Source organism: Streptomyces sp. NPDC047974 (assembly GCF_040653375.1).
Lineage (GTDB): Bacteria > Actinomycetota > Actinomycetes > Streptomycetales > Streptomycetaceae > Streptomyces.
In genome coordinates, this window is sequence record NZ_JBEZNU010000012.1 from 24,457 (window position 1) to 45,080 (window position 20,624).

A 20,624-nucleotide genomic window follows, 5' to 3' on the forward strand; every position below is an offset into this window, starting at 1 on the left:
CACTGCAGAACCGGGAGAAGTGAGAGAGGGGATCGTGAGGATGAGGACCGTCATCGTGTGCGCCTCCGTGTCGCACGGCAACACCCGTCGTGTCGCGGACGTCATGGCCCAGGTGCTCGACGCGAAGGTCGTCTCCCCGGAGGAGGCCGACCCGGAGGAGCTTGCCGGGGCCGATCTCGTGGGCTTCGGTTCCGGGGTCTTCCACGGACGGATGCACCCCCGCCTGACCGGCTTCGTCAAGGCTCTTCCCGGCGGGCGGGGCAGGGCGTTCGTCTTCGCCACCAGTGGCTTCCCCGAGCTGCCCCCCGCCCCGTTCACCCGCCCCCTGACCCGTCTCCTCGAAACCAAGGGCTTCGAGGTGGCAGCGAGCTTCACGTGTCGGGCACTCGACACGGTCATGCCCTTCAAGCTCGTCGGCGGCATCAACAAGCAGCGCCCGAACGCCGAGGACCTGGCGGCGGCCCGGGCCTTCGCCGAGCGACTCCGGGAAGGCTCCCGGAAGCCTTCCACGGGGTGAGGCCGCGGGTGGACCTCAGGTGGCCGGTCGCGGTTCCCGCGGCCGCAGCCTGCGTGTGAGCAGGCCGAGCAGCACGGCGTTGACCAGCCCGGCCAGGGCCACCCCGAGGGAGAAGACCAACGGGCTCAGCCAGGCGGCCGAGGAGAGGAACTCGACGGGCGACGACACCGCCAGCGCGACGAAGCCGAGCGGCGCCGTGGCCATCAGGGGGTAGATCCCGGCGAACCCGGGATCCGGCAGCACGTACGCCGCGCACAGGAAGAACCCGAGCGCCACCGCGACGACGGCGAGGTAGACACGCGCCGGCCAGTTGTCCACGGCGGGCGCCAGCAAGGCCCGAACCCCCGGCCGGCGGGCCTCGCGCGGGCCGGCCGGCCGGAGGGCCGCGGACCTGGTGGCGAGGGCGCCGAGCGCGGCGGCGTTCACCAGGGCGCACAGGAGGTGCCAGAGGGCGAAGGCCGCGACTCCCGCGACGTCGGCCACCCCGTCGATCCCGGCGCCGGGGCCGACGGGGACGAACACCGGGAGGAAGGACAGGGGCGCCGTCAGCAGCAGGGAGCTTCCGGCGAAGGGGCTCTCCGGGGCGAGGAACGTGACGATCAGGGAGACGGCGAACACCGCCAGGTACGCCCGGGCGAGCCGGTTGCCCGCGGCCAGCGTGAGGAGCCGACGGGGGAGCGGTTCGCGGCGGGGGTGGGGCGCAGTCGGCATCGGTCGCTTCCTCGGGTCGGTCCGTTGGTGATCACCACTGTGGACCGGGGGCCGCGCGACGGCGTGAGTACGGGTACTCAGCGGCGGGACCGCCTCGTGCTCACCCGCCGTCCAGGGCGGTGGCGAGGGCTGCAGCCATGGTCCTCACGTCCTCCGTGAAGGTCGGGCGGTCCGCTGCCCGGGCCGCCTCGGCGGCCACTGCCAGGGCGTCGCGCCAGGGGGCGGCCAGGGCGGGGAGCAGGTCCTCGCCGGCGTCGGTGGCGCGGCGGACGATGGAGTCGCATATGAGGTGGGTCTCCAGGGCCGTGCGCCAGGCCTCCGCCACGTGGCCCTCCTGGAGGAGGAGGTTCGCGAGGCTCGCCAGGGCGGCCGCCTTGGGGGCGAAGGTGGAGCCCATCCGGACGCGCACCGAGGCCGAGTACGACTCGTGGTCCGTCAATTCCTTCCGGAGGGAGGCCACTTCACGTGGGGGGAGCGGGGCGTCCCCGCGGTCCTGGAGGAGCGACTCGGCGGTGGTCAGGGACTGGGCCAGGGACGGAGGGAGGGGGAGGGCGGCCCGTTCCTCCTCCCGGGCGGGCGCCCCCGGTGCCAGTTGCTCCGCTCGGGCCAGGAGCGGTTCCGCCTGGCGGGCGCGGCCCGAGAGGCGCAGGTGGAGGCCCTCCCTGGCCAGGGCCTGGCCCAGGTTCCCCACGCCCGCTTCCGCCGCTTCGCTGACCACCTGGTTCACCGCCCGTGCCGCGTCCCAGTTGCCGCGGGCCGCCTCCAGGAGGGAGGCGGTGTCGCCGGCCGCGTCCGCCATGTAGCCGGCCTCCTCGCGGCCGAGGCCGCCGCGCTGCCGGGTCAGGTCCTGGTAGCGGGCGAGGGACTGGCGGGCGCAGGCCAGGGCCTGGTCCACGTCCCCGACCTTCAGCTGGACGGTCGCCGCCAGCGCCAGGACCCGCGCGAAGTCCGGGAGCAGCGGGTGCGGTGACTCGTACGCGCCCGCCTGCACGTACGCGCCGATCGCCTGGTCCACGTCCGCCAGGGCCGCCATCGGGCGTCCCGCTTCGCCGTACGCCCGGGCCCGGCGTATCCGGGCGTCCGCCGCCAGGAGGGCCGCGTCGGGCAGGCCGCTCCTTCCGTAGGCGTCCACGCAGGCGGTCAGGTCCGCCGTCGCCGCCTCGTGCCGGCCCAGGGCGAGGTGGGTGCCGGCCCGTGAGTAGAGCAGTGCGCCGCGCATGTGCCAGAGCTGTGGGTCGTCCGGAGCCGACCGGAACAGCTCGTCGAGATGGCCGGCCGAGCGGTCGAAGGCGTCGAGCGCCGCCCGCGCCCGGCTCGGCAGCACCTGGTGGCCGACCCCCTCCTCGTACGCCTCCTGCGTCAGCTGCTTCAGCCGGTCGCGGTCCACGTGCGTCACCTGTGCCGCCGCACCCGCCGCCCCCGGCTCCGCCCCCGTGGGCCTTTTCTTCCGTCGCCCGAAGAACCCCATGCGAACCTCCCCCAGTCGTTGCCCGTCCCGTGCCCCTCGTCAGCATCATGGCCCGCTCCCCCCGCCCCCGACACCCCTGTGGACAACCGCTTGTGGAAAACCCGTGGCCGCCGTTCGCGACGGCCGGATACGTTGCCCGCCATGACCAGTTCCCGCCCGCAGGCCCGGCCGACGACGACCCTCTGGCGCCCCACCGGGCCCGAGGAGCTCGCGCTCGTCCGCGAGCTCGGGTGGCGGGCCTGGCCGCCGCGCCTGCCCGAGCAGCCGATCTTCTACCCGGTGCTCGACGAGGACTACGCGATCCGCATCGCCCGCGACTGGAACGTGAAGCACAGCGGCGCCGGCCACGTCACCCGGTTCGAGGTCGACACCGCCTTCCTCGCCCGCTACCCCGTCCGTCAGGCCGGCGGCAGCACGATCCTGGAGCTGTGGGTGCCGGCCGAGGAACTGGACGACTTCAACGCGCACATCGTCGGCCCGATCACGGTCACCCACACGTTCCGCCGCGCCGACTGACGCGTACGAAGCGGCGTACGCCGCGACATCGCGGGCCCGGACGTCCCGGTGAACGGCTTCCGGCCCGTCTTCCGACCGCCGGGGACCGCCGGACCCGAAGGCCCGGGGATCGGAAAAGGGGCGTCCACGCGCGCGTGGACGCCCCTTCGCCGTGCCCGGAACCGCCTCAGCCCTTGCCGACCGCCGCCAGGATCTCCGGCAGGCGGCGCACCATGCGGCCCGACATCAGGCGGAGGGCGCCCCACAGGAGCAGGGCGCCGTAGGTGACGCCCAGGGGGAGCAGCAGCCACAGGAGGCCGTGCTGGTCGGAGACGCGCAGCCAGACGAGGAGGGCGATCAGCGGGGCGCACAGCAGGGGGCCGCCGAACATGCCGCCGAAGATCGCCGCGACGGCCATGCCGCCCTGGCCGGGCGCCACATTGCGGCGCGAGTCCTGGGGGATCCCGTACGGGTACCGCACCGAGGTGACCACGCCGAGCGCCAGCATCGCCCCGAGCAGGGCGAACGACATCCCGAAGACCTCGGGGAGCTGGGTCCAGCCGTCGGTGGCCGCGGCCGTCGCCATGGCCACGACGACCGTGAACGGAACGGTGATCGCGGTCATCACGTACGCCCGGTCGCGCAGCTCCGCGTACGCGTCCTCCCGGGACGAGATCGTCTGCGCCACCATCCAGAACGCCGACGAGTCCTGCCCGAACTGGTTGAACATCTGCACGCCGAGCATCCCCGACGCGAAGCACGCCCAGTAGACCGAGCCGTTCTCCTGGAAGGCGTTGAACAGCGGGACGAGCGCGCCGACCGCCAGCGCCGACACCCAGGCCGCCTTGGTCTTCGGGTCGCGCCAGATGTAGCGGAAGCAACGTTCCATCACCGCGCCCGTACGGCCTTCGGGCAGCAGCCGCGCCAGCAGCCCCCGCCCCGCCGCCGGGTCCTTCACCGAGTCCGGGGCCGCGCCGATCGTCGAACCGTCCGGCTCGACCATCAGCCGCACCAGGCTCCGCCGCCACCACCACAGCAGCGCCGCCAGGGCGGCCACGGCGAGCAGCAGCCGCGCCGCGGCGAGCGCGGGATCGCCGTCGGCCGCGGAGTCGACCGCCGCCACCGCCGACGCCGGCGGCAGCCAGCCCACCACCGACGCCGCCGTGTCGAGCACCGACAGGTCCTCCGCGCGACCCAGCGCCTGGGCGCCGAAGTTGACCGCCTGGATGCCGAGCGCGATCAGCAGACCGCTCAGCAGCGCCATGTCCCGGCCCTTGCGGGAGGTCAGCAGCCGTACGTTCGCCGTGGCGATCGCCCGCGACAGCGCCACGCACACGAGCAGCACCAGCGGCACCGCGAGCACCGCGGTCACCGTCGCCGCCGTCCCGTGCGCCACGGCCGCCACCGCCCCGACCGCCAGACAGAGCGTGAACAGCGGTCCGGTGCCCACCAGCGAGGCCGCGAGGAGCGCCCGCACCAGGGGCTGCGGCCGCAGCGGCAGCATCACCAGACGCGACGGGTCGAGCGTCTCGTCCCCGCTCGGCAGGAACAGCGGCATCACCGCCCAGCCGAGCCCGAAGACCCCGGCCGTCAGCACCGCGACCGCCCCGGCGGCCTCGTGCCCCCGCAGCAGGAGGAAGCCCAGCACCATGAAGGCGGCGATCAGCACCACCACCACCAGGGAGGCGACGAACGCGGCCGTGCGCCCGCCGGACTGCCGCAGCCCGTTCCGCAGCAGCGACAGCTTCAGCCGGACGAAGAGAGGGGTGAGCGACGGCTCGGAGGCGGGGGCGGACGCGGGGGTCGAAGCGCCGGCGGTGGCCGGGGCGCTCACGAGCGGTCTCCCCGCGCGCCGCCCAGCCAGTCCAGCGAGTCCCCCGCCGCCGCCCGGTCGTGGGCGCCCACCAGCTCCAGGAACGCCTCCTGGAGGGTCGCGGCCGAGCCCTTCACCTCCGCCAGCGGACCCTGCGCCCGGATCCGGCCCCCGGCCATCACCGCGACCCAGTCGCACAGCGACTCCACCAGCTCCATGACGTGGCTGGAGAAGACCACGGTCGCGCCGGAGGAGGTGTACCGCTCCAGGACGCCGCGGATGGTCTGCGCCGACACCGGGTCGACGCCCTCGAAGGGCTCGTCGAGGAAGAGCACGTCCGGGTTGTGCAGCAGCGCCGCCGCGAGCCCGATCTTCTTCCGCATGCCGGTCGAGTAGTCGACGACCAGCTTGTGCTGCGAACCCGCCAGGTCCAGGACGTCCAGGAGCTGGGTGGCCCGCTTGTCGACCTCCGCACCGGGCAGCCCCCGCAGCCGCCCGCTGTACGCGAGGAGTTCACGGCCCGAGAGCCGCTCGAAGAGCCGCAGCCCCTCCGGCAGGATCCCGATCCTGGCCTTCACCTGCGCCACCGACTCGGGGTCCCGCCACACGTCGTGGCCGGCCACCCGGATCCGGCCGGCGTCCGGCCGCAGCAGGCCGGTGATCATGGAGAGGGTGGTGGTCTTGCCGGCGCCGTTGGGCCCGACGAGACCGATGAACTTCCCCGCGGGCAGCACCAGATCGATCCCGTTCACCGCGATCTGCTGCCCGAACCGCTTCCACACCCCCTCCACCTGCACCGCGGGCGCCGCGCCGGAGTTCTCCGGTGCGGCGCCCGTCGGTTCGAACGTCCCGTCAAATGCCTGGTCGGGCATGGTCCGTCAACCCTTCGGTTGTCCCCTGCGACGCCTGTTCGCGCCGTTCCGGCCACCCTAAGGGGCCGTCCGGGGAGAACCCCAGGTCACTGACGGCGTGACCGCGCCTCCGCCGCCTCGCGCCCGCACGCGTACGCCAGCGCGCTGATCAGCTCCTCCGCGTCGGGCAGCCAGCGGTTGGCGGGCGTGGGGCGGCGCGCCCACTGCACCGCGCCCCGGCCGCCGATCCGGGTGGGCGGCGCCGCGACGTAATGCCCCTCCCCGCGCGTGGTGAGGTCGAGCGCGGACGGGGCCCAGCCGAGCTTGCGGATCAGGTCGGGCACCTTGGCGGCGGCGCCCGGCAGCACGAAGAAGAACATCCGGCGGTCCGGCGTGCAGGTCACAGGGCCCAGCGTCAGCTCCATCCGCTCCATGCGGGCGAGCGCGAGGAAACCGGCCGCCTCGGGGACCTCGATCGCGTCGAAGGTGCGGCCGGTGGGGAGGAGGATCGACGACTTCGGCTGCTTCGACCACATGCGCCGGGCGCCCACCCCGCTCCCGGTCGCCAGCGTCGCCCAGTCGGGCCTCACGGCGTGTCCGCCGGGCAGGGGGCAGTCGGCGGTGCCGCAGGAGCAGCGCTCCCGGCCGTCGACGGCTTCCAGCCAGGTCCCCGGGAACACGTCCCAGTGCCGCTCCTCCGCATACCGCACGGCGCTGTCGAGCAGCTGCTCGCCTCGCTGCTTGGGGATCTGTGCGGCTTCCGTCGTGACTCCGATGGTCTCATCCACGTCGAAGACAACTGCCCCCGTCACCTGGGGTTACGGGCGGGGCGGCGCCGGGAGTGAGGCATCGATCCTGCATGCGGGGCGCATGGGTGCACGCGCGGGGGCGCGCGGGGGACCGGGGAGCGGGGGAGGGGTACGGAAGAGGGCGGGGCGGACACGGCACGGGGTGGGGCGGGGTGCCGCGGACGGCCCGCCGACGTGTCCGGTTTCGCGTGTTCACATCGGCATTGACCGGATATCCGCCGGGCAGTGATCCCTTCGTGTCCGTACCCGTCCCGTCTGGGGGTTCCACTCATGGCAGCCAGGCCACTCGTGCCGCGACAGCCCAACGAACGGCTCCAGGCGCTCATCCAGGAGGCCGCGTGCTCCAACGCCGGTCTCGCCCGCAGGGTCAACATGGTCGGCGCGGAGCGCGGTCTCGACCTGCGGTACGACAAGACCTCGGTGGCGCGCTGGCTGCGCGGGCAGCAGCCGCGCGGCCGGGCGCCCGGCATCATCGCGGAGGCCATCGGCCGCAAGCTCGGGCGGGCGGTGACGATCGACGAGGTGGGGATGGCCAACGGCCGGAACCTCGCGGCGGGCGTCGGCCTCCAGTTCGCCCCGACCGTGCTCGGCGCGATCGAGCAGGTCTGCGAGCTGTACCGCAGCGACGTGGGCCGCCGGGACTTCCTGACCGGGTCCACGGTCGCCGCCTCCGCGCTCGTGGAGCCCAGCCGCGACTGGCTGATCAGCGGCGTCGACGCGCAGGTGGCGCGGGCGGCCGGGGCCCGGGTGGGGCGCGCGGACGTGGCGGCGGTACGGGAGACGACGGCGGCGCTCGTCGACCTCGACCGGCGCTTCGGCAGCGGGCACGTCCGCCCGGTGGTGGTCCACTACCTCGACAGCGTGGTCTCCGGGATGCTGTCCGGCTCCTACCGGGAGGAGGTGGGGAGGGAGTTGTTCGGCGCGGTCGCCCGACTGACCGAGCTGGCCGGGTACATGGCGGTGGACACGGGCGAGCCGGGCCTGGCGCAGCGGTACTACATCCAGGCGCTGCGGCTCGCGCAGGCGGCCGGGGACCGCGCCTACGGCGGCTACGTGCTGGCCGCATCGATGAGCCACCTGGCGGCGGAGCTCGGGAACCCCCGGGAGATCGCCCAGTTGGCGCGCGCCGCGCAGGAGGGGACCCGGGGCGGGGTGCCGCCGAGGGCCCAGGCGATGTTCCTGGCGGCGGAGGCGCGCGGGCACGCGCTGATGGGCGACGACCGGGCCTTCGAGTCGGCGGCGGGACGTGCCGTACGCGCGCTGGAGGCGGCCGATCCGGAGTCGGGCGACGACCCGGCGTGGATCGCCCACTTCGACGAGGCCTATCTGGCGGACGAACTGGCGCACTGCTACCGGGACCTGGGGCGGGCGGGCGCGGCGGTGCGGGCGGCGCAGGAGTCGCTGGCCGGGCATCCGGAGACGCGGGCGCGGCGGCGGGCGATCGGGCTCGCGCTGCTCGCGCACGCGCGCGTGGAGCAGCGGGAGATCGAGGAGGCGTGCCGCACGGGCACGCGCGCGCTCGAACTCCTCGGCACGCTGAGGTCGTCGCGCGGTGCGGAGTACCTGGAGGAGCTGAGGGAGCGCCTGGAGCCGTACGCGGGCGAGGCGGTGGTCCGGGAGTTCGAGGCGCGCCTGGAGGTGCACGCGGTGTGAGCGGACGGCTCGTGGGGCGGTTCCGTTCCATGGGAAGGGTGTTACCGGTCTCACACGTGTGTGCGGAGCCCCGGACCCACCCGGTAGCGTGAGCCGACGATTCCGTAGGTCGGTCCATCAGTAGGAGTCCCGGTGACGCAGAACGGACAGGGTCCGGAGCAGGGGGGCGCGCAGGCGTGGGGTGGTGCCTGGGGCCCCGCGGGCGGTCCGCCCCAGCCCGGCGGGCAGCCGCTGCCCCCCGCGCAGCCGCTGCCGCCCGAGGCGCCGGCCGCCGGTGATCTCCAGGCCACGCAGTACCTCGCGCCGATCCCGGCGCAGCCGCAGGGCGCGCCGATGCCTCCGGCGGGTCCTCCGGCCGGTCCTCCGGCGGGTCCTCCCGCGGGGTACGGCTATCCGCCGCCGGTCGCCGCGCACGGCGCGGCCGACATGCAGGCGACCCAGCACATCGCGCCCGTGCCCGGGGGCGTGCCGCCGGTGGGCCCGCCCGCCGGGTACGGCTATCCGCCGCCGGCCGCCGCTCCGGTCGCGGACATGCAGGCGACGCAGCACATCGCTCCGGTGGCCGGTGCCGGGGGCGGCGCGCAGACGCAGTTCCTGGGGACCGGGCCGCTGCCGCAGCCGCCCGCGGGGGCGCCGACGGGTGCCTCGGACGCGACGCAGTACATAGCCCCCCTGCCGGGGAGCGGCGGTCCGGTGCCGGGCGGTCCGGTGCCGGGCGGTCCGGTGCCGGGTGGTCCGGGGCCGTCGCAGCCGCCCGCCGAGTTCGACTCCCTGTTCCGGGACTCGGCGCCGGCGCAGCCCGCGCCCCCGGCGTACCAGCAGCCCGCCCCGGCTCCGTACCAGCAGCAGCCCCAGCACCACCAGCCGCCGCAGCAGCAGTACGGCTACCAGGGCGGCGGCGGTTACCAGGCGCCCGGCGGGCAGCAGGACGACTACTACTACGACGACGAGCCCGCGCCGCGCCGGAAGTCGCCGGTCGCGCTGATCGCGGCCGTCGTGGTGGGCTGCGCGGTCGTCGGTCTCGGCGTGGGCGCCCTGCTCAGCGGTGGCGACGACGAGAAGGAGCCGACGGCGGGGACGAGCGTCGCGCCGAGCGCGGCGCCGTCGGCCTCGGGCGACGGCGCCTCTCCGGCGCCGGAGAAGAAGGACGACCCGGCGGAGCCGCAGGCGAAGGAGCTGGACAAGCTCCTCGCGACCAGCAACGACAGCCGGGACGCGGTGATCAGCGCGGTCGAGTCGATCAGGCAGTGCAAGAACCTCGACAAGGCGGCCACCGACCTGCGGGGCGCGGCCGAGCAGCGGCGGGGTCTGGTGACCAAGCTGCAGACGCTGAGCGTCGACAAGCTCCCGGACAACGCGGCGCTGAAGGCGGCCCTCACGCGCGCGTGGCAGGCGTCGGCCGAGGCCGACGACCACTACGCGGGCTGGGCCGACCAGATGAAGGCCAAGAACGCCTGCAAGGGCGGCCAGGCCAAGTCGACCAACCGGCACAAGGCGGCCAACGCGAAGAGCGGCGAGGCGACCGAGGCGAAGCAGGAGGCGGCCGGGCTGTGGAACCCGACCGCCGGGAAGTACGGACTGACGAAGCGGTCCGCCACCCAGCTGTAGGGGCGGCGGACCTGGGGCGGGCCGGGGCGGAAGGACCGGGGCGGACCGGTCGGTCAGCCCCGGTTGGTGAGGGTGGGGCCGACGTCGACGAAGCCGGGCTTCTGGGCGACGAGCCGGCCCTTCCTGACCACCTGGAACGTCACCGCGTGGTTGACGATCCTGGGGAAGTCGGGAGCGCCGAGCAGGTCCTCGTACATCCAGCGCAGCGGCGGGGTGAGGCCGCCGGTCTCCACGCGGGCGCCGTGGTCGAGGGCCTGCGTGATCCGCGCGCTGGTGACCGTGTCGGCGTCGAGGGACTCGATGACCTGCTTGAGGACGGTGTACGCGATCCAGGTGGTCTGCACGCCGGTGTCGGTCGGGTCGACCCGGTTGTCGGCGAAGGCGTGCTCCTTGACGACCTTGCGCATCGACTCCCAGCTCTTGTCGTCCGCCTCCGGGTACCAGCCGGTGACGTAGGCGCCCTCGAAGGGGCTGCGGGTGCCGCCGGTGCGGTCGATGACGGGCTGGCCGACGCTGCCGAGGACGGACGAGATGCGGATCGGTTCCCGGCCCGCGTCGGAGCCGGAGTCGGAGTCGGAGCCGGAGTCGTCGGCCTCGGCGCCGCCGGCGGACTCCGGGAGCCGCCGGAAGGAGTCGAAGAAGGTCTGGGTCCGCTCACCGAGGACGGCGGCGACGCAGCCGTCCGCCGTGCCGGCCTTGTTCCGGGCGCGGGTGGCCTGGGTGGTGTACTCGGTGGCGTCCTCGACGGCCGGGATGTCGACGGCGCCGCGCTTGCTGGCCTTCTTCAGGCCGGCGTCGAGCAGCTTGGGCAGCCGGTCGCCGGCGAGGGTGTCGGGGCGGACCAGGGAGACCGTGCCGCAGTCCGCGGCGAGCTGCATGCCGTGCCCGGCGAGCAGGGCGGCGAGGCCGCCGTTGACGGGGTACGAGAGGGGGCTGGTGAACTCGTCCTCGGTGATGCCGTAGCCCCCGATGTAGGGGATGCCGGCGGCTTCGAGGGGGGCCATGAAGGCGCGGCCGTTCTGGCTGTACGAGCCCACGACGGCGACGGCCTTCTCGCGCACGGCGCGGCGGGCACAGGCGGCCGCGCCGGTCGGGGTGTTCTGTTCGTTGCAGGTGAGGACGCGTAGTTCGTGGCCGTCGATGCCGCCCTGGGAGTTCACCCAGCGCGCGTACGTCTGGGCCATGGCGGGCATGCCGGGCATGTTGGTCGCGCGGGTCTGGTCGGGGGCCCAGGTCATCACCGTGACGGGCTCCCTGGAGCCCCCCGTGGCACCAGGGAGCACGCCACACCCGGTGAGGAGCGACGCGCCGGCCGCCGCGGCGGTGACGGACGCGAGGAGAGTGGACAGTCGCCTACCGGTCATGAGCACGCACCATTCCGCCTCATGGGTAACGCGGGAGTGTGCACTGTTCAACGAAGGGTGACTTGGAGGTGAATTACGGGGGTCGAGGGGTCTAAGAGGAGGGTGTGACTCCGCTTGTCGGTGGGCGACCGTACGATCGGACGATGTCCAGTACCGCGTCCAGTGCCGCCCCCAGTGCCGCCCCCGGTTCGGTGAACCCTTCCCGTCGCGGCCGTCGCTCCTCCACCATGGGCGGCATGCCGCTCAACGACATGCCGTGGTGGCGCTGGCGCACGAATGTGCGATCGGCGCTGCACATGCTCTCCGATCCCGTGTTCCACCGGTCCGTCTGGCTCGCCGGCCAGGAGGGGTACGGGGACGTGACCGACGCCGTCTACCGGCTCGTCGAGGACACCTGGCTCGACAACTGGTCCGCCGAGAAGTACGTCGGCGCGATCTTCCGCGACTCGGGGGAGGCGCAGCTCGTGGACGTCGCCGTCCTGCGGGTGCTGCGGATCCTGCACCAGGTCGGTCCCGACGCGCCCGTCTCCGCGTACCTGGAGCACCCGGGCTGGCCCGAGGCGGTCCGCGCCGCGCGCGAGGCGCACGTGCGGCTCGCGACGGCCGACGGGGACGAGCCGGACGTGCCGCCGCGCTCGCTCGACGTGCTGAGGATCCTCACGCGCGCGTGAGGCCCGCCGGGCGGGGTGTTCCGGAGGGCGGACGGGGTACGGGCGGGGACGTGCGGTGTGGCACGCTGTCCCGATGACCGACCAGTACGTCCTCACCATCTCGTGCCCGGACAAGCAGGGCATCGTGCACGCCGTGTCGAGCTACCTCTTCATCACCGGATGCAACATCGAGGACAGTCAGCAGTTCGGAGACCGTGACACCGGTCTCTTCTTCATGCGGGTCCACTTCTCGGCGGAGGCGCCGGTGACGGTGGAGAAGCTGCGGGCGAGCTTCGCGGCGGTGGGCGACTCCTTCCAGATGGACTGGCAGATCCACCGCGCCGACGAGCGCATGCGGGTCGTGCTGATGGTGTCGAAGTTCGGCCACTGCCTGAACGACCTGCTCTTCCGGTCGTCCATCGGGGCGCTGCCCGTCGAGATCGTCGCGGTCGTCTCCAACCACACGGACTTCGCGGAGCTCGTCGCCTCGTACGACATCCCCTTCCGGCACATTCCCGTGACGAAGGAGACGAAGGCGGAGGCGGAGGCGGAGCTGCTCGCGCTCGTCGAGGCGGAGAGCGTCGAGCTGGTCGTGCTCGCGCGGTACATGCAGGTGCTGTCGGACGACCTGTGCAAGCGGCTGTCCGGGCGGATCATCAACATCCACCACTCCTTCCTGCCGAGCTTCAAGGGCGCGAAGCCCTACCACCAGGCGCACGCGCGGGGGGTGAAGCTGATCGGGGCGACGGCGCACTACGTCACGGCGGACCTCGACGAGGGGCCGATCATCGAGCAGGAGGTCGAGCGGGTCGGTCACGAGGTGACGCCGGACCAGCTTGTCGCGATCGGGCGCGACGTGGAGTGCCAGGCGCTGGCGCGAGCCGTCAAGTGGCACGCCGAGCGCCGCATCCTCCCCAACGGCCGCCGCACCGTCGTCTTCACCTGACCCCACCGCGCCGGACCGCGCCCGGGTGGGCGTCCGGTCACAGGTGGCTCAGGGAGGCGGCGGCCGCCAGGACGTCCTGGATGGCCTGACGGTCGCCGGTCTGGCCGGCGGCGGCTTCCTCGGGGGTGATGTGGCCGGCCACCAGGCGGCAGAACTCGACGCCGTCCAGGGCGACCTGGGCGACCGCGTGGTCGGGGGAGCCGAGTGCCGCCGGGGAGTCCAGGGCGATGTACCAGTGGCCACCGCCCGCGCCCTCCACCTCCAGATGGAGCGAGCGGCCCGGCGCGCCCGCCGTGACGAGGCCGCGGGCCGGGGCCGCCCGGCCCGTGCGGCGGCGCTGGGCGACGGCGGCCGGCAGCAGGCGGGCCGCCAGGTCGATCATCCCGTGGAGGTGCGGCCCGCTCGGCGGGTCGTACGGGTAGGCCACCGCGTTCGCGATGTCGTCCGCGTGGAGCCAGCACTCGAAGGCCCGCTCCAGCAGGGCGTCCTTCAGGGGGAGGGCGAAGTCGCCGTAGGTGACGGTCAGGTCGGCGACCTCGCGGCCCGCGAAGGAGACCGTGCGGATCAGGGTGTGGCTCTGGTCCCGCCAGGGGGCCCGGAGGGAGCGGTTCGGCGGGCGGTCGAGGGACTCCCAGAAGGCCTCCGTCCGCTCGGTGGCGGTGAGGTCCGGGGAGACGTCGGGGCCCAGGGGGTCCGTGAGGCCCAGCGCGCCCGACACCAGGCCGTCGACCGCCAGGAGGTGGCCGATCACGCCCGCGACCGTCGACTTCCGCCGGGCCGGGCGGTCGTCCTCGTGCCACTTGAGCCGGACCGGCGCGTGCCACTCCGACTCGCCGATGTCCCGCAGCAGCGCGTCGAGCCGGGCGGTCTCCGCGTCGTACGGCGTCGCCCACGCCGGCACCGGGATGCGGGCCGGGCGGCGGCCGAGGCAGTTCTCCAGGACCCGGGAGCGCAGGAGCGGGTCGAGGTCGAGGTCCCGGTCCTCGTGGAGCAGCGTCACCGCGTCGCGCAGGCGCAGCGCCTCGTCCGCGCACGGGGCGCAGGCCGTGAGGTGGTCCTCCACCGCCCGCGTCTCCGCCGCCGAGCACGCCGACAGCGCCCACGCCCCGAGGAGGGACTTGAGCACGGTGTGGGAGAGGGCCGGGGGCGGCTCCGCGAGGTCGGCGTGGTCGTCGGCCGACTCCCTCGGAGCCGGTATCCACGGGGCGCGTGCGAGGTCGTCGCCCTCGCCGTTCGCCGCCGTCACAGCGCCCGCCCGTAGCCGCCCGGCGGTCCGTCCAGCGGGCGGGTGTTGGCCGAGGAGAGGAGCTGGAGGCCGAGCCGGAGCCGGCGTCTGGCCTCCTCGTGGCTGATCGACAGGTCGGCGGCGGTCTGGCGGTAGTCGCGCCGCTGGAAGTACGCCAGTTCGAGCGCCTTGCGGAGCGGGGCCGGCATCGAGGTGACGATGTAGTCGGCGCGGGCGGCGACGGAGGCCCGGCGCACCTTGGCCTCCAGCTCCTCCGCCGAGCCGACGCCGGTCTCCGCGTACGCCGTCGCCTCGGTCTGCCGCAGCCGGTGCACGGCCGTCCGCTGGGTCACCCCGGCCACCCAGGAGCGCAGATTGCCCTGCCGGGGGTCGTACGCCTCCGGGTTCTCCCAGATGTAGCCGAAGACCTCGCGGGTGACCTGGTCGGCCGCCTGGTCGTCGTCGAGGACGCGGTGGGCGAGGCTGTGCACGAGGGAGGCGTAGCGGTCGTACAGCTCGCCGAGGGCGGCGGCCTCGCCGCGTGCGAGCCGCTGCTGCATCCTGCGGTCCCAGCGCGGTGGTGTGTCCGTCGCCATCCGAGCCCTCCGCCTTCCGCTTCCCTGTGCCGTGGCGCCTTGCCGTCGTGCCGTACCGTCGTGCCGCTGTCGGTTCCTGTCCCGTCCTGTCCGGTCCTCCGCCCCAAACTAGTGCGAGGCGCCGACGACGCACCCCCGTTTGCCGCAAGTGCGGCCTTCACGAGGGCGCGGATGGTAAGGAAAGCGTCATACCCGGCACGGGGGGTTTCGGCGGAGTCCCGTGGGGCAGGCGCCCGTCCGTGACGACGATCGAGGCCGACGAGGACGAGCGCGCCGGATGGACGGTGCTGCGCCTGCGCGGTGAGCTGGACCTGCTGACCTCGCCCCGGGTGCGGCGGCGGGTCCACGACGCCGTGGCCGCCGGCCGGCACCATCTCGTCGTCGACCTCTCCGGGGTGAGGTTCTGCGACTCCAGCGGGATCGGCGTGCTCGTGGCCGCCCGCCGGCTGCTGCGTTCCTGCGGCGGGCTGCTGCGGATCGTCCTCCCCGAGGCGGGGGAGGGACACGGGCACGTGACCCGGGTGTTCGCCGCGCTCGGGGTCACCCGGCTCTTCGAGGTGTACGAGGACGTGCCGGCGGCCCTCGCGGGCGAGCCCCTCGCCGCGCCCGCCCCGGCCCCCGCCCCTATTCCTCCGCCGCCGGTGTCCCCGCTGCCCCGAACCGCTCCCTGAGCCGGTACTTCAGCACCTTCCGCAGGGTCTCGTTGCGGGGCAGGGCGTCCACCACCTCCAGCTGTTCCGGCAGCTTGTGGACGGAGAGCCCGGCCGTCCGCAGGAAGGCCGTCAGGCCCTCCAGGGTGAGCGGCGCGGCGCCCTCGGGCTGCTCGACGACGGCGCAGACGCGTTCGCCGCGCTCGGGGTCCGGGAGGCCGATGACGGCGGCGTCGCCGACGGCCGGGTGCTCGTGGAGCAGGTCCTCGATCTCCTTGGCCGAGATGTTCTCGCCTTTGCGGATGATGATGTCCTTCACCCGTCCGGTGAGGACGAGGTGCCCGCTCGGGGTCAGGTGCCCGACGTCGCCGGTGACGAGGAAGCCGTCCTCGTCGAAGGCGGCGGCGGTCTGCGCCGGGTCGAGGTAGCCGCGGCAGACGGCCTCGCCCCGGAGCCGTATCCCGCCGTCGTCGGTGACGCGGATCTCCATGGCGGCGGGCGGCCGGCCCTCGGTCGTGGCGAGGTTCTCGTCGGTGTCCTCGGGGTCGCCCATGGTGATCATGGGGACCTCGGTCATGCCGTAGCCGTGGGTGAGCCGGCACCCCAGCTCCTTGCGCACCGCGTGGTACACCTCCGGAGGCTTGGGCGCGCCGCCGCCCGCGAGCAGCCGCAGGGTGGGGATGACGGGCTCGCCGGGGTTCTTGCGCTGCTCGGCGAGGAACATCGAGTAGAAGGCGGTGGAGCCGCCGGCGACGGTGACCCCGTGCCTGCGGTACTCGGCCAGCGAACCGGGCAGCGCGAACTGTTCGAGCATCACGGCGGGGAAGCCGTACAGCAGCAGCATCACCGTGTAGTCGGGCCCGGCGATGTGCGCGTACGGGAAGGCCATCGAGCCGACGTCGGCGGAGGTCAGGCGCAGCGCGTGGGCGAGGCAGGCGCCGCCCGCGAGCAGCGAACGGTCCGTGTGCAGCACGCCCTTGGGGTCCGAGGTGGTGCCGGACGTCCAGTAGATCCAGCGGACGTCGGTGCCGGAGGCGGGCGGCGGGGGGAGGACGGCGGGGTCGCCGTCGGGCAGGTCCTCGGGGTCGTACGCCCGGAAGACCCCGCGCGCGCCGAGCCGCCGGGCCATCTCCGTGTGGTCGAAGCCGCGCCAGACGCCGGGCACGGCGAAGTACTCGGCCCGGGACTCGCGCAGCGCGAAGCCGACCTCCTTGTCCCGGTAGAAGGGGATGACGGGGGTCTGTACGGCTCCGAGCCGGGCGAGCGCGAACGACAGGACCGCCGTCTCGATGCGGGTCGGCAGCTGCCAGGCGACGACGGTTCCGGGCCGGACGCCCATGGCGTGCAGGCCGGCGGCGCAGCGCTCGGCGCGCTCGCGCAGCCCGCCGAAGGTGAGGACGCGGTCCTCCTGGAGCAGGACGGGCCGGTCGGGGGTGAGCGCGGCGCGGCGCTCGACGAGCTCCCAGAGCGTCGGTGAGGCGCCCAGGGCGTACGCGGTCTCGGTCTCGGTCCTGGTCTCGCTCTCGGTCACGGCGACCCCCTAGGCGGCCTTATCTGACTGTCCGTCAGGTGATGGGCCGAGCGTAGGGGGTGGATCCCCGTCGGTCCAGAGGCGCGGAAGGGGCGGCGCGTCCGCCCCCGTGTCGCCCCCCGCGCCCGCCGGGCGGGTACTACCCATGCCCACCCGGAGGCGTTAGCTTGAGGGAGTCAGTATCTGACGATCCATCAGATTTGAGGAGGGGTCATGACCGAACTGCCCCGCATCATCAGCGTCGACGACCACGTGATCGAGCCCGCCCACCTCTTCGACACCTGGCTGCCCGCGAAGTACCGGGACCGGGGGCCCAAGGCGCTGACCGCCGGGATCGGCGAGCTCGCGTACGTCGGGGGGAAGTACCAGATCACGATGGACCCGGCCGGGCCGCCCACCGACTGGTGGATCTACGAGGACCTGAAGTTCCCGTACAAGCGGAACATCGCGGCCGTCGGCTTCGACCGGGACGACATGACCCTGGAGGGGATCACCCGGGAGGAGATGCGGCGCGGCTGCTGGGACCCGAAGGCGCGGCTCGCGGACATGGACCTCAACCACGTCGAGGCGTCCCTGTGCTTCCCGACCTTCCCGCGCTTCTGCGGGCAGACCTTCGCCGAGGCGCACGACAAGGAGGTCGCCCTCGCCTGCGTGCGCGCGTACAACGACTGGATGGTCGAGGAGTGGTGCGGGGACAGCGGCGGCCGGCTGATCCCGCTCTGCATCATCCCGCTCTGGGACATCGACCTCGCCGTCGCCGAGATCCGGCGGAACGCCGCCCGGGGGGTGAAGGCCGTGACCTTCTCCGAGATCCCCACCCACCTGGGGCTGCCGTCGATCCACACCGGCTACTGGGATCCGTTCTTCGCCGTCTGCCAGGAGACCGGGACGGTCGTGAACATGCATATTGGATCCAGTAGCCAGATGCCGGCGGCGTCCCCCGACGCCCCGCCCGCCGTCCAGGCCAGCCTCAGCTTCAACAACGCGATGGCCTCGATGATGGACTTCCTCTTCAGCGGGGTCCTCGTCAAGTACCCGCGCCTCAAGCTCGCCTACAGCGAGGGCCAGATGGGATGGATCCCGTACGCCCTCGAACGCGCCGACGACGTGTGGGAGGAGCACCGCGCCTGGGGCGGCGTCCGCGACCTGATCCCCGAGCCGCCGTCCACGTACTACTACCGGCAGATCTTCTGCTGCTTCTTCCGCGACAAGCACGGCATCGCCTCGCTCGACGTGGTGGGCCGGGACAACGCCACCTTCGAGACCGACTACCCGCACGTCGACTCGACCTTCCCGCACACCAGGGAGGTCGCCCTCGACCACGTCCAGGGCCTCGACGACGAGACCGTCTACAAGCTGATGCGGGGCAACGCGATCCGCATGCTCGACCTCGGAATCGTGTGATGGACCTCGCGTACAGCGAGGCGGAGGAGGAGTTCCGGGCCGGGCTGCGGGAGTGGCTGCGCTCCGCGCTGCCCCTGCTCCCGCCCCGGCCCGACCCGCTCGACTGGCCGGGCCGCAGGGCGTACGACTGCGGCTGGCAGCGGCGCCTGTACGACGCCGGGTACGGGCACGTCCACTGGGACGCCTCGCCCACCCAGCGGCTGATCTTCCTGGAGGAGACCGAGCGGGCCGGCGCGCCCTACGTGGGCGCCAACTTCGTCGGCCTCCTCCACGCCGGACCCACCATCGCCGCCGAGGGCACGCCCGGACAGCGCGAGCGGTGGCTGGAGCCGGTGCTGCGCGGCGACGAGGTCTGGTGCCAGGGCTTCAGCGAGCCCGACGCCGGGTCCGACCTGGCGTCCCTGCGGACCAGGGCCGTGCGCGACGGGGACGCGTACGTCGTCACCGGGCAGAAGATCTGGACCTCGCACGCCGAGGTCGCCGACTGGTGCGAACTCCTCGTGCGGACGGACCCGGAGGGCCCCCGGCACCGGGGGATCAGCTGGCTCGCGCTGCCCATGGACGCGCCGGGCGTCACGGTCCGCCCGCTGCGGACCCTCGCCGGGTCCACCGAGTTCGCCGAGCTCTTCCTCGACGAGGTGCGGGTGCCGGTCGCGAACCGCGTCGGCGAGGAGAACGACGGCTGGAGGGTCACCATGGTCACCCTCTCCTTCGAGCGCGGCACCGCCTTCGTCGGCGAGGTCGTCGCCTGCCGCCGCCTCCTCGGCGAACTCGCCCGCACCGCGCGGGAGAACGGCCGCTGGGACGACCCCGCCCTGCGGCGGCGGCTCGGGCGGCTCGCGGCCGGGTTCCAGGCGCTGTGGCGGCTCACCCAGCGGAACGTCAGCGAGGCGCAGGCCACCGGCGGCGTCCCCGGCGTCGGCGGCTCCGTCTTCAAGCTGCACTACTCGCACGCCCGCCAGGAGCTGTACGACACCGCCGCCGAGGTCCTGGGACCGGACGCGCTCGACCTCGGCCGGGAGTGGAACCTCGACCGGCTCTCCTCCCTCTCGTACACGATCGCCGCCGGCACCAGCCAGATCCAGCGCAACATCGTCGCCGAGCGGATCCTCGGCCTGCCGAAGGGACGGTGAGCCGGGCGTGGACTTCCGTCTGGACCAGGACCAGCGGGACCTCGTACGCGGGGTACGGGAGCTGCTCGCGGGCCGCTTCGGGCGCGAGGCGCTGCGGGCGGCCGTGGACGGGGGCGGGGGCAGGGACGGGGGCGGGGACGGGCGGCTCGACCGGGGACTGTGGAAGGAGCTGGGCGAGGCCGGGTTCTTCGCTCTGCGGCTGCCGGAGGAGCGGGGCGGGGTGGGGCTCGGACTGCCGGAGGCGGTGCTCGTCTTCGAGGAGGCGGGGCGGGCACTGGTCCCGGGACCGCTGGTCGCCACGCACGTGGCTGCGGGATCCGTGCGGGGCGCCGCCGAGGGGGCGGTGGTGGTCACGGAGGTCTCGCCCGAGGGGCTGGTTCCCTGGCTGGAGGCCGCCGACGTGGTCCTGGGTTCCGCCGAGGGTGCTGTATCCGTGCGGTCGGTCGATCCGCTGACGCCGCTCCACCGGGTGCCCGGCACCGGGGAGTGGGCGCCGGAGACCGTCCTCCTCACCGCCGCCGAGCAGGTCGGGACCGCCGCCTGGTGCACCGACGCCGCCGTCGCGTACGCCACGCGGCGGGAGCAGTTCGGGCAGGTCATCGGGGGGTTCCAGGCGGTGAAGCACCTCTGCGCGGGGATGCTCGTGCGGACCGAGCTGGCGCGGGCGGCCGTGCACGGCGCCGCCGTCACCGCCGACCCGGTGGAGATCGCCGGGGCGAAGCTGCTCGCCGACGAGGCGGCGGTCGCCAACGCGCGGGACTGCCTCCAGGTGCACGGCGGGATGGGGTTCACCTGGGAGGCGGACGTCCATCTGCACCTGAAACGGGCGTGGGTGCGGGCCGCGCTGGTGCTGCCGGGGGAGCGGGCCGCGGAGGAGGTGGCCGCCGCGCTCTGAGGGCCCGAACTGGTGACGGAGCGTGTTCGAATCCCGGTCGCCATGGGCGGAATGTCGATATCGGGTTGTGTCCTTCGGAGGGTCGTCACGGGCCGGAGTCGGGGTCCCGCTCCGGTACTCTCCGTGGGATGCGAGTGCTTGTGAGCCCGGGTCGCGCCCCGCGTTCGACTCCCCGCCGCGTGCGTCGCACAGTATGGACCATGCGTACTCCTTCGCGCTGGAATATGCCCGAAGCGCTTGTTGCGGTGACTGTACGTCAACCATGCTGTCTCGCAAGGGAATCACGTTCCGTAAAGGTGTGTTCG

19 protein-coding genes are annotated in these 20,624 nt (G+C 73.7%); 10 read left to right on the forward strand and 9 right to left on the reverse strand.

Annotated features, from left to right (window positions below; genetic code table 11):
* Positions 1-40 precede the first annotated feature (40 nt).
* Positions 41-517, forward strand: a complete 477-nt coding sequence (locus tag AB0E19_RS18530; RefSeq protein WP_362180770.1) for a flavodoxin family protein — start codon at positions 41-43, stop codon at positions 515-517.
* A 15-nt stretch (positions 518-532) separates the two neighbouring features.
* On the opposite strand, the gene AB0E19_RS18535 is transcribed toward AB0E19_RS18530, so the two are convergent.
* Both AB0E19_RS18535 and AB0E19_RS18540 read right to left on the reverse strand, forming a co-directional pair.
* Positions 533-1,228, reverse strand: coding sequence for a hypothetical protein (locus tag AB0E19_RS18535; protein ID WP_362180773.1), 696 nt, complete (start codon positions 1,226-1,228; stop codon positions 533-535).
* 100 nt (positions 1,229-1,328) lie between these two features.
* Entirely contained in the window at positions 1,329-2,615 is a 1,287-nt protein-coding gene (locus AB0E19_RS18540; RefSeq protein ID WP_362180776.1) for a hypothetical protein, read from the reverse strand.
* A 222-nt stretch (positions 2,616-2,837) separates the two neighbouring features.
* On the opposite strand from AB0E19_RS18540, the gene AB0E19_RS18545 reads away from it, so the two are divergent.
* On the forward strand, positions 2,838-3,212 hold the full coding sequence (locus AB0E19_RS18545; RefSeq protein ID WP_362180779.1) for a hypothetical protein: 375 nt from the start codon (positions 2,838-2,840) through the stop codon (positions 3,210-3,212).
* A 166-nt stretch (positions 3,213-3,378) separates the two neighbouring features.
* On the opposite strand, the gene AB0E19_RS18550 is transcribed toward AB0E19_RS18545, so the two are convergent.
* The 3 genes from AB0E19_RS18550 to AB0E19_RS18560 all read right to left on the reverse strand — a co-directional run bounded on the left by AB0E19_RS18550 (position 3,379) and on the right by AB0E19_RS18560 (position 6,643).
* The gene (locus AB0E19_RS18550; protein WP_362180782.1) at positions 3,379-5,025 is read right to left on the reverse strand and encodes a transporter; all 1,647 of its coding nucleotides are present in this window, start codon (positions 5,023-5,025) and stop codon (positions 3,379-3,381) included.
* Positions 5,022-5,876 carry an ABC transporter ATP-binding protein gene (locus AB0E19_RS18555; protein WP_362180785.1) on the reverse strand — a complete coding sequence of 285 codons (855 nt, stop codon included), beginning with the start codon at positions 5,874-5,876 and terminating at the stop codon, positions 5,022-5,024. The genes AB0E19_RS18550 and AB0E19_RS18555 overlap by 4 nt, the downstream gene beginning before the upstream one ends.
* 86 nt (positions 5,877-5,962) lie before the next feature.
* Positions 5,963-6,643, reverse strand: coding sequence for a bifunctional DNA primase/polymerase (locus AB0E19_RS18560; protein ID WP_362180788.1), 681 nt, complete (start codon positions 6,641-6,643; stop codon positions 5,963-5,965).
* A 291-nt stretch (positions 6,644-6,934) separates the two neighbouring features.
* On the opposite strand from AB0E19_RS18560, the gene AB0E19_RS18565 reads away from it, so the two are divergent.
* A complete protein-coding gene (locus tag AB0E19_RS18565; protein ID WP_362180791.1) occupies positions 6,935-8,317 on the forward strand; it encodes a transcriptional regulator in 1,383 nt (460 codons plus the stop codon).
* 132 nt (positions 8,318-8,449) lie between these two features.
* Positions 8,450-9,925, forward strand: coding sequence for a hypothetical protein (locus AB0E19_RS18570; protein WP_362180795.1), 1,476 nt, complete (start codon positions 8,450-8,452; stop codon positions 9,923-9,925).
* A gap of 53 nt (positions 9,926-9,978) precedes the next feature.
* Here the strand turns inward: AB0E19_RS18570 and AB0E19_RS18575 are convergent, their stop codons facing one another.
* Entirely contained in the window at positions 9,979-11,289 is a 1,311-nt protein-coding gene (locus AB0E19_RS18575; protein ID WP_362180798.1) for an ABC transporter substrate-binding protein, read from the reverse strand.
* 143 nt (positions 11,290-11,432) lie between these two features.
* Between AB0E19_RS18575 and AB0E19_RS18580 the strand changes: the two genes are divergently transcribed.
* Together AB0E19_RS18580 and purU are read left to right on the forward strand one after the other, a co-directional pair.
* Entirely contained in the window at positions 11,433-11,960 is a 528-nt protein-coding gene (locus AB0E19_RS18580; RefSeq protein WP_362180801.1) for a hypothetical protein, read from the forward strand.
* 73 nt (positions 11,961-12,033) lie between these two features.
* A complete protein-coding gene (gene purU / locus AB0E19_RS18585; RefSeq protein ID WP_362180804.1) occupies positions 12,034-12,885 on the forward strand; it encodes a formyltetrahydrofolate deformylase in 852 nt (283 codons plus the stop codon).
* Between the two features lie 37 nt (positions 12,886-12,922).
* Here purU and AB0E19_RS18590 read toward each other — a convergent pair whose 3' ends face one another.
* Both AB0E19_RS18590 and AB0E19_RS18595 read right to left on the reverse strand, forming a co-directional pair.
* On the reverse strand, positions 12,923-14,131 hold the full coding sequence (locus AB0E19_RS18590; protein ID WP_362180806.1) for a maleylpyruvate isomerase N-terminal domain-containing protein: 1,209 nt from the start codon (positions 14,129-14,131) through the stop codon (positions 12,923-12,925).
* A complete protein-coding gene (locus AB0E19_RS18595; RefSeq protein WP_362180809.1) occupies positions 14,128-14,706 on the reverse strand; it encodes a sigma-70 family RNA polymerase sigma factor in 579 nt (192 codons plus the stop codon). Before AB0E19_RS18595 ends, AB0E19_RS18590 begins: the two co-directional genes overlap by 4 nt.
* Positions 14,707-14,945: 239 nt before the next feature.
* Between AB0E19_RS18595 and AB0E19_RS18600 the strand changes: the two genes are divergently transcribed.
* Complete coding sequence (locus AB0E19_RS18600) at positions 14,946-15,377, forward strand: STAS domain-containing protein (RefSeq protein ID WP_362180813.1); 432 nt, start codon at positions 14,946-14,948, stop codon at positions 15,375-15,377.
* Here AB0E19_RS18600 and AB0E19_RS18605 read toward each other — a convergent pair.
* Positions 15,331-16,887 (reverse strand): AMP-binding protein, encoded by a 1,557-nt coding sequence (locus tag AB0E19_RS18605; protein WP_362180816.1) that lies wholly within the window; start codon positions 16,885-16,887, stop codon positions 15,331-15,333. The genes AB0E19_RS18600 and AB0E19_RS18605 overlap by 47 nt on opposite strands.
* Positions 16,888-17,100: 213 nt before the next feature.
* On the opposite strand from AB0E19_RS18605, the gene AB0E19_RS18610 reads away from it, so the two are divergent.
* The 3 genes from AB0E19_RS18610 to AB0E19_RS18620 are packed head-to-tail and all read left to right on the forward strand — an operon-like array spanning position 17,101 to position 20,319.
* Positions 17,101-18,291: an amidohydrolase family protein gene (locus AB0E19_RS18610; RefSeq protein ID WP_362180819.1), complete on the forward strand. Its 1,191-nt coding sequence runs from the start codon at positions 17,101-17,103 to the stop codon at positions 18,289-18,291.
* Positions 18,291-19,424: an acyl-CoA dehydrogenase family protein gene (locus AB0E19_RS18615; protein ID WP_360600926.1), complete on the forward strand. Its 1,134-nt coding sequence runs from the start codon at positions 18,291-18,293 to the stop codon at positions 19,422-19,424. Before AB0E19_RS18610 ends, AB0E19_RS18615 begins: the two co-directional genes overlap by 1 nt.
* Positions 19,425-19,431: 7 nt before the next feature.
* On the forward strand, positions 19,432-20,319 hold the full coding sequence (locus AB0E19_RS18620) for an acyl-CoA dehydrogenase (protein ID WP_362180824.1): 888 nt from the start codon (positions 19,432-19,434) through the stop codon (positions 20,317-20,319).
* Positions 20,320-20,624 lie beyond the last annotated feature (305 nt).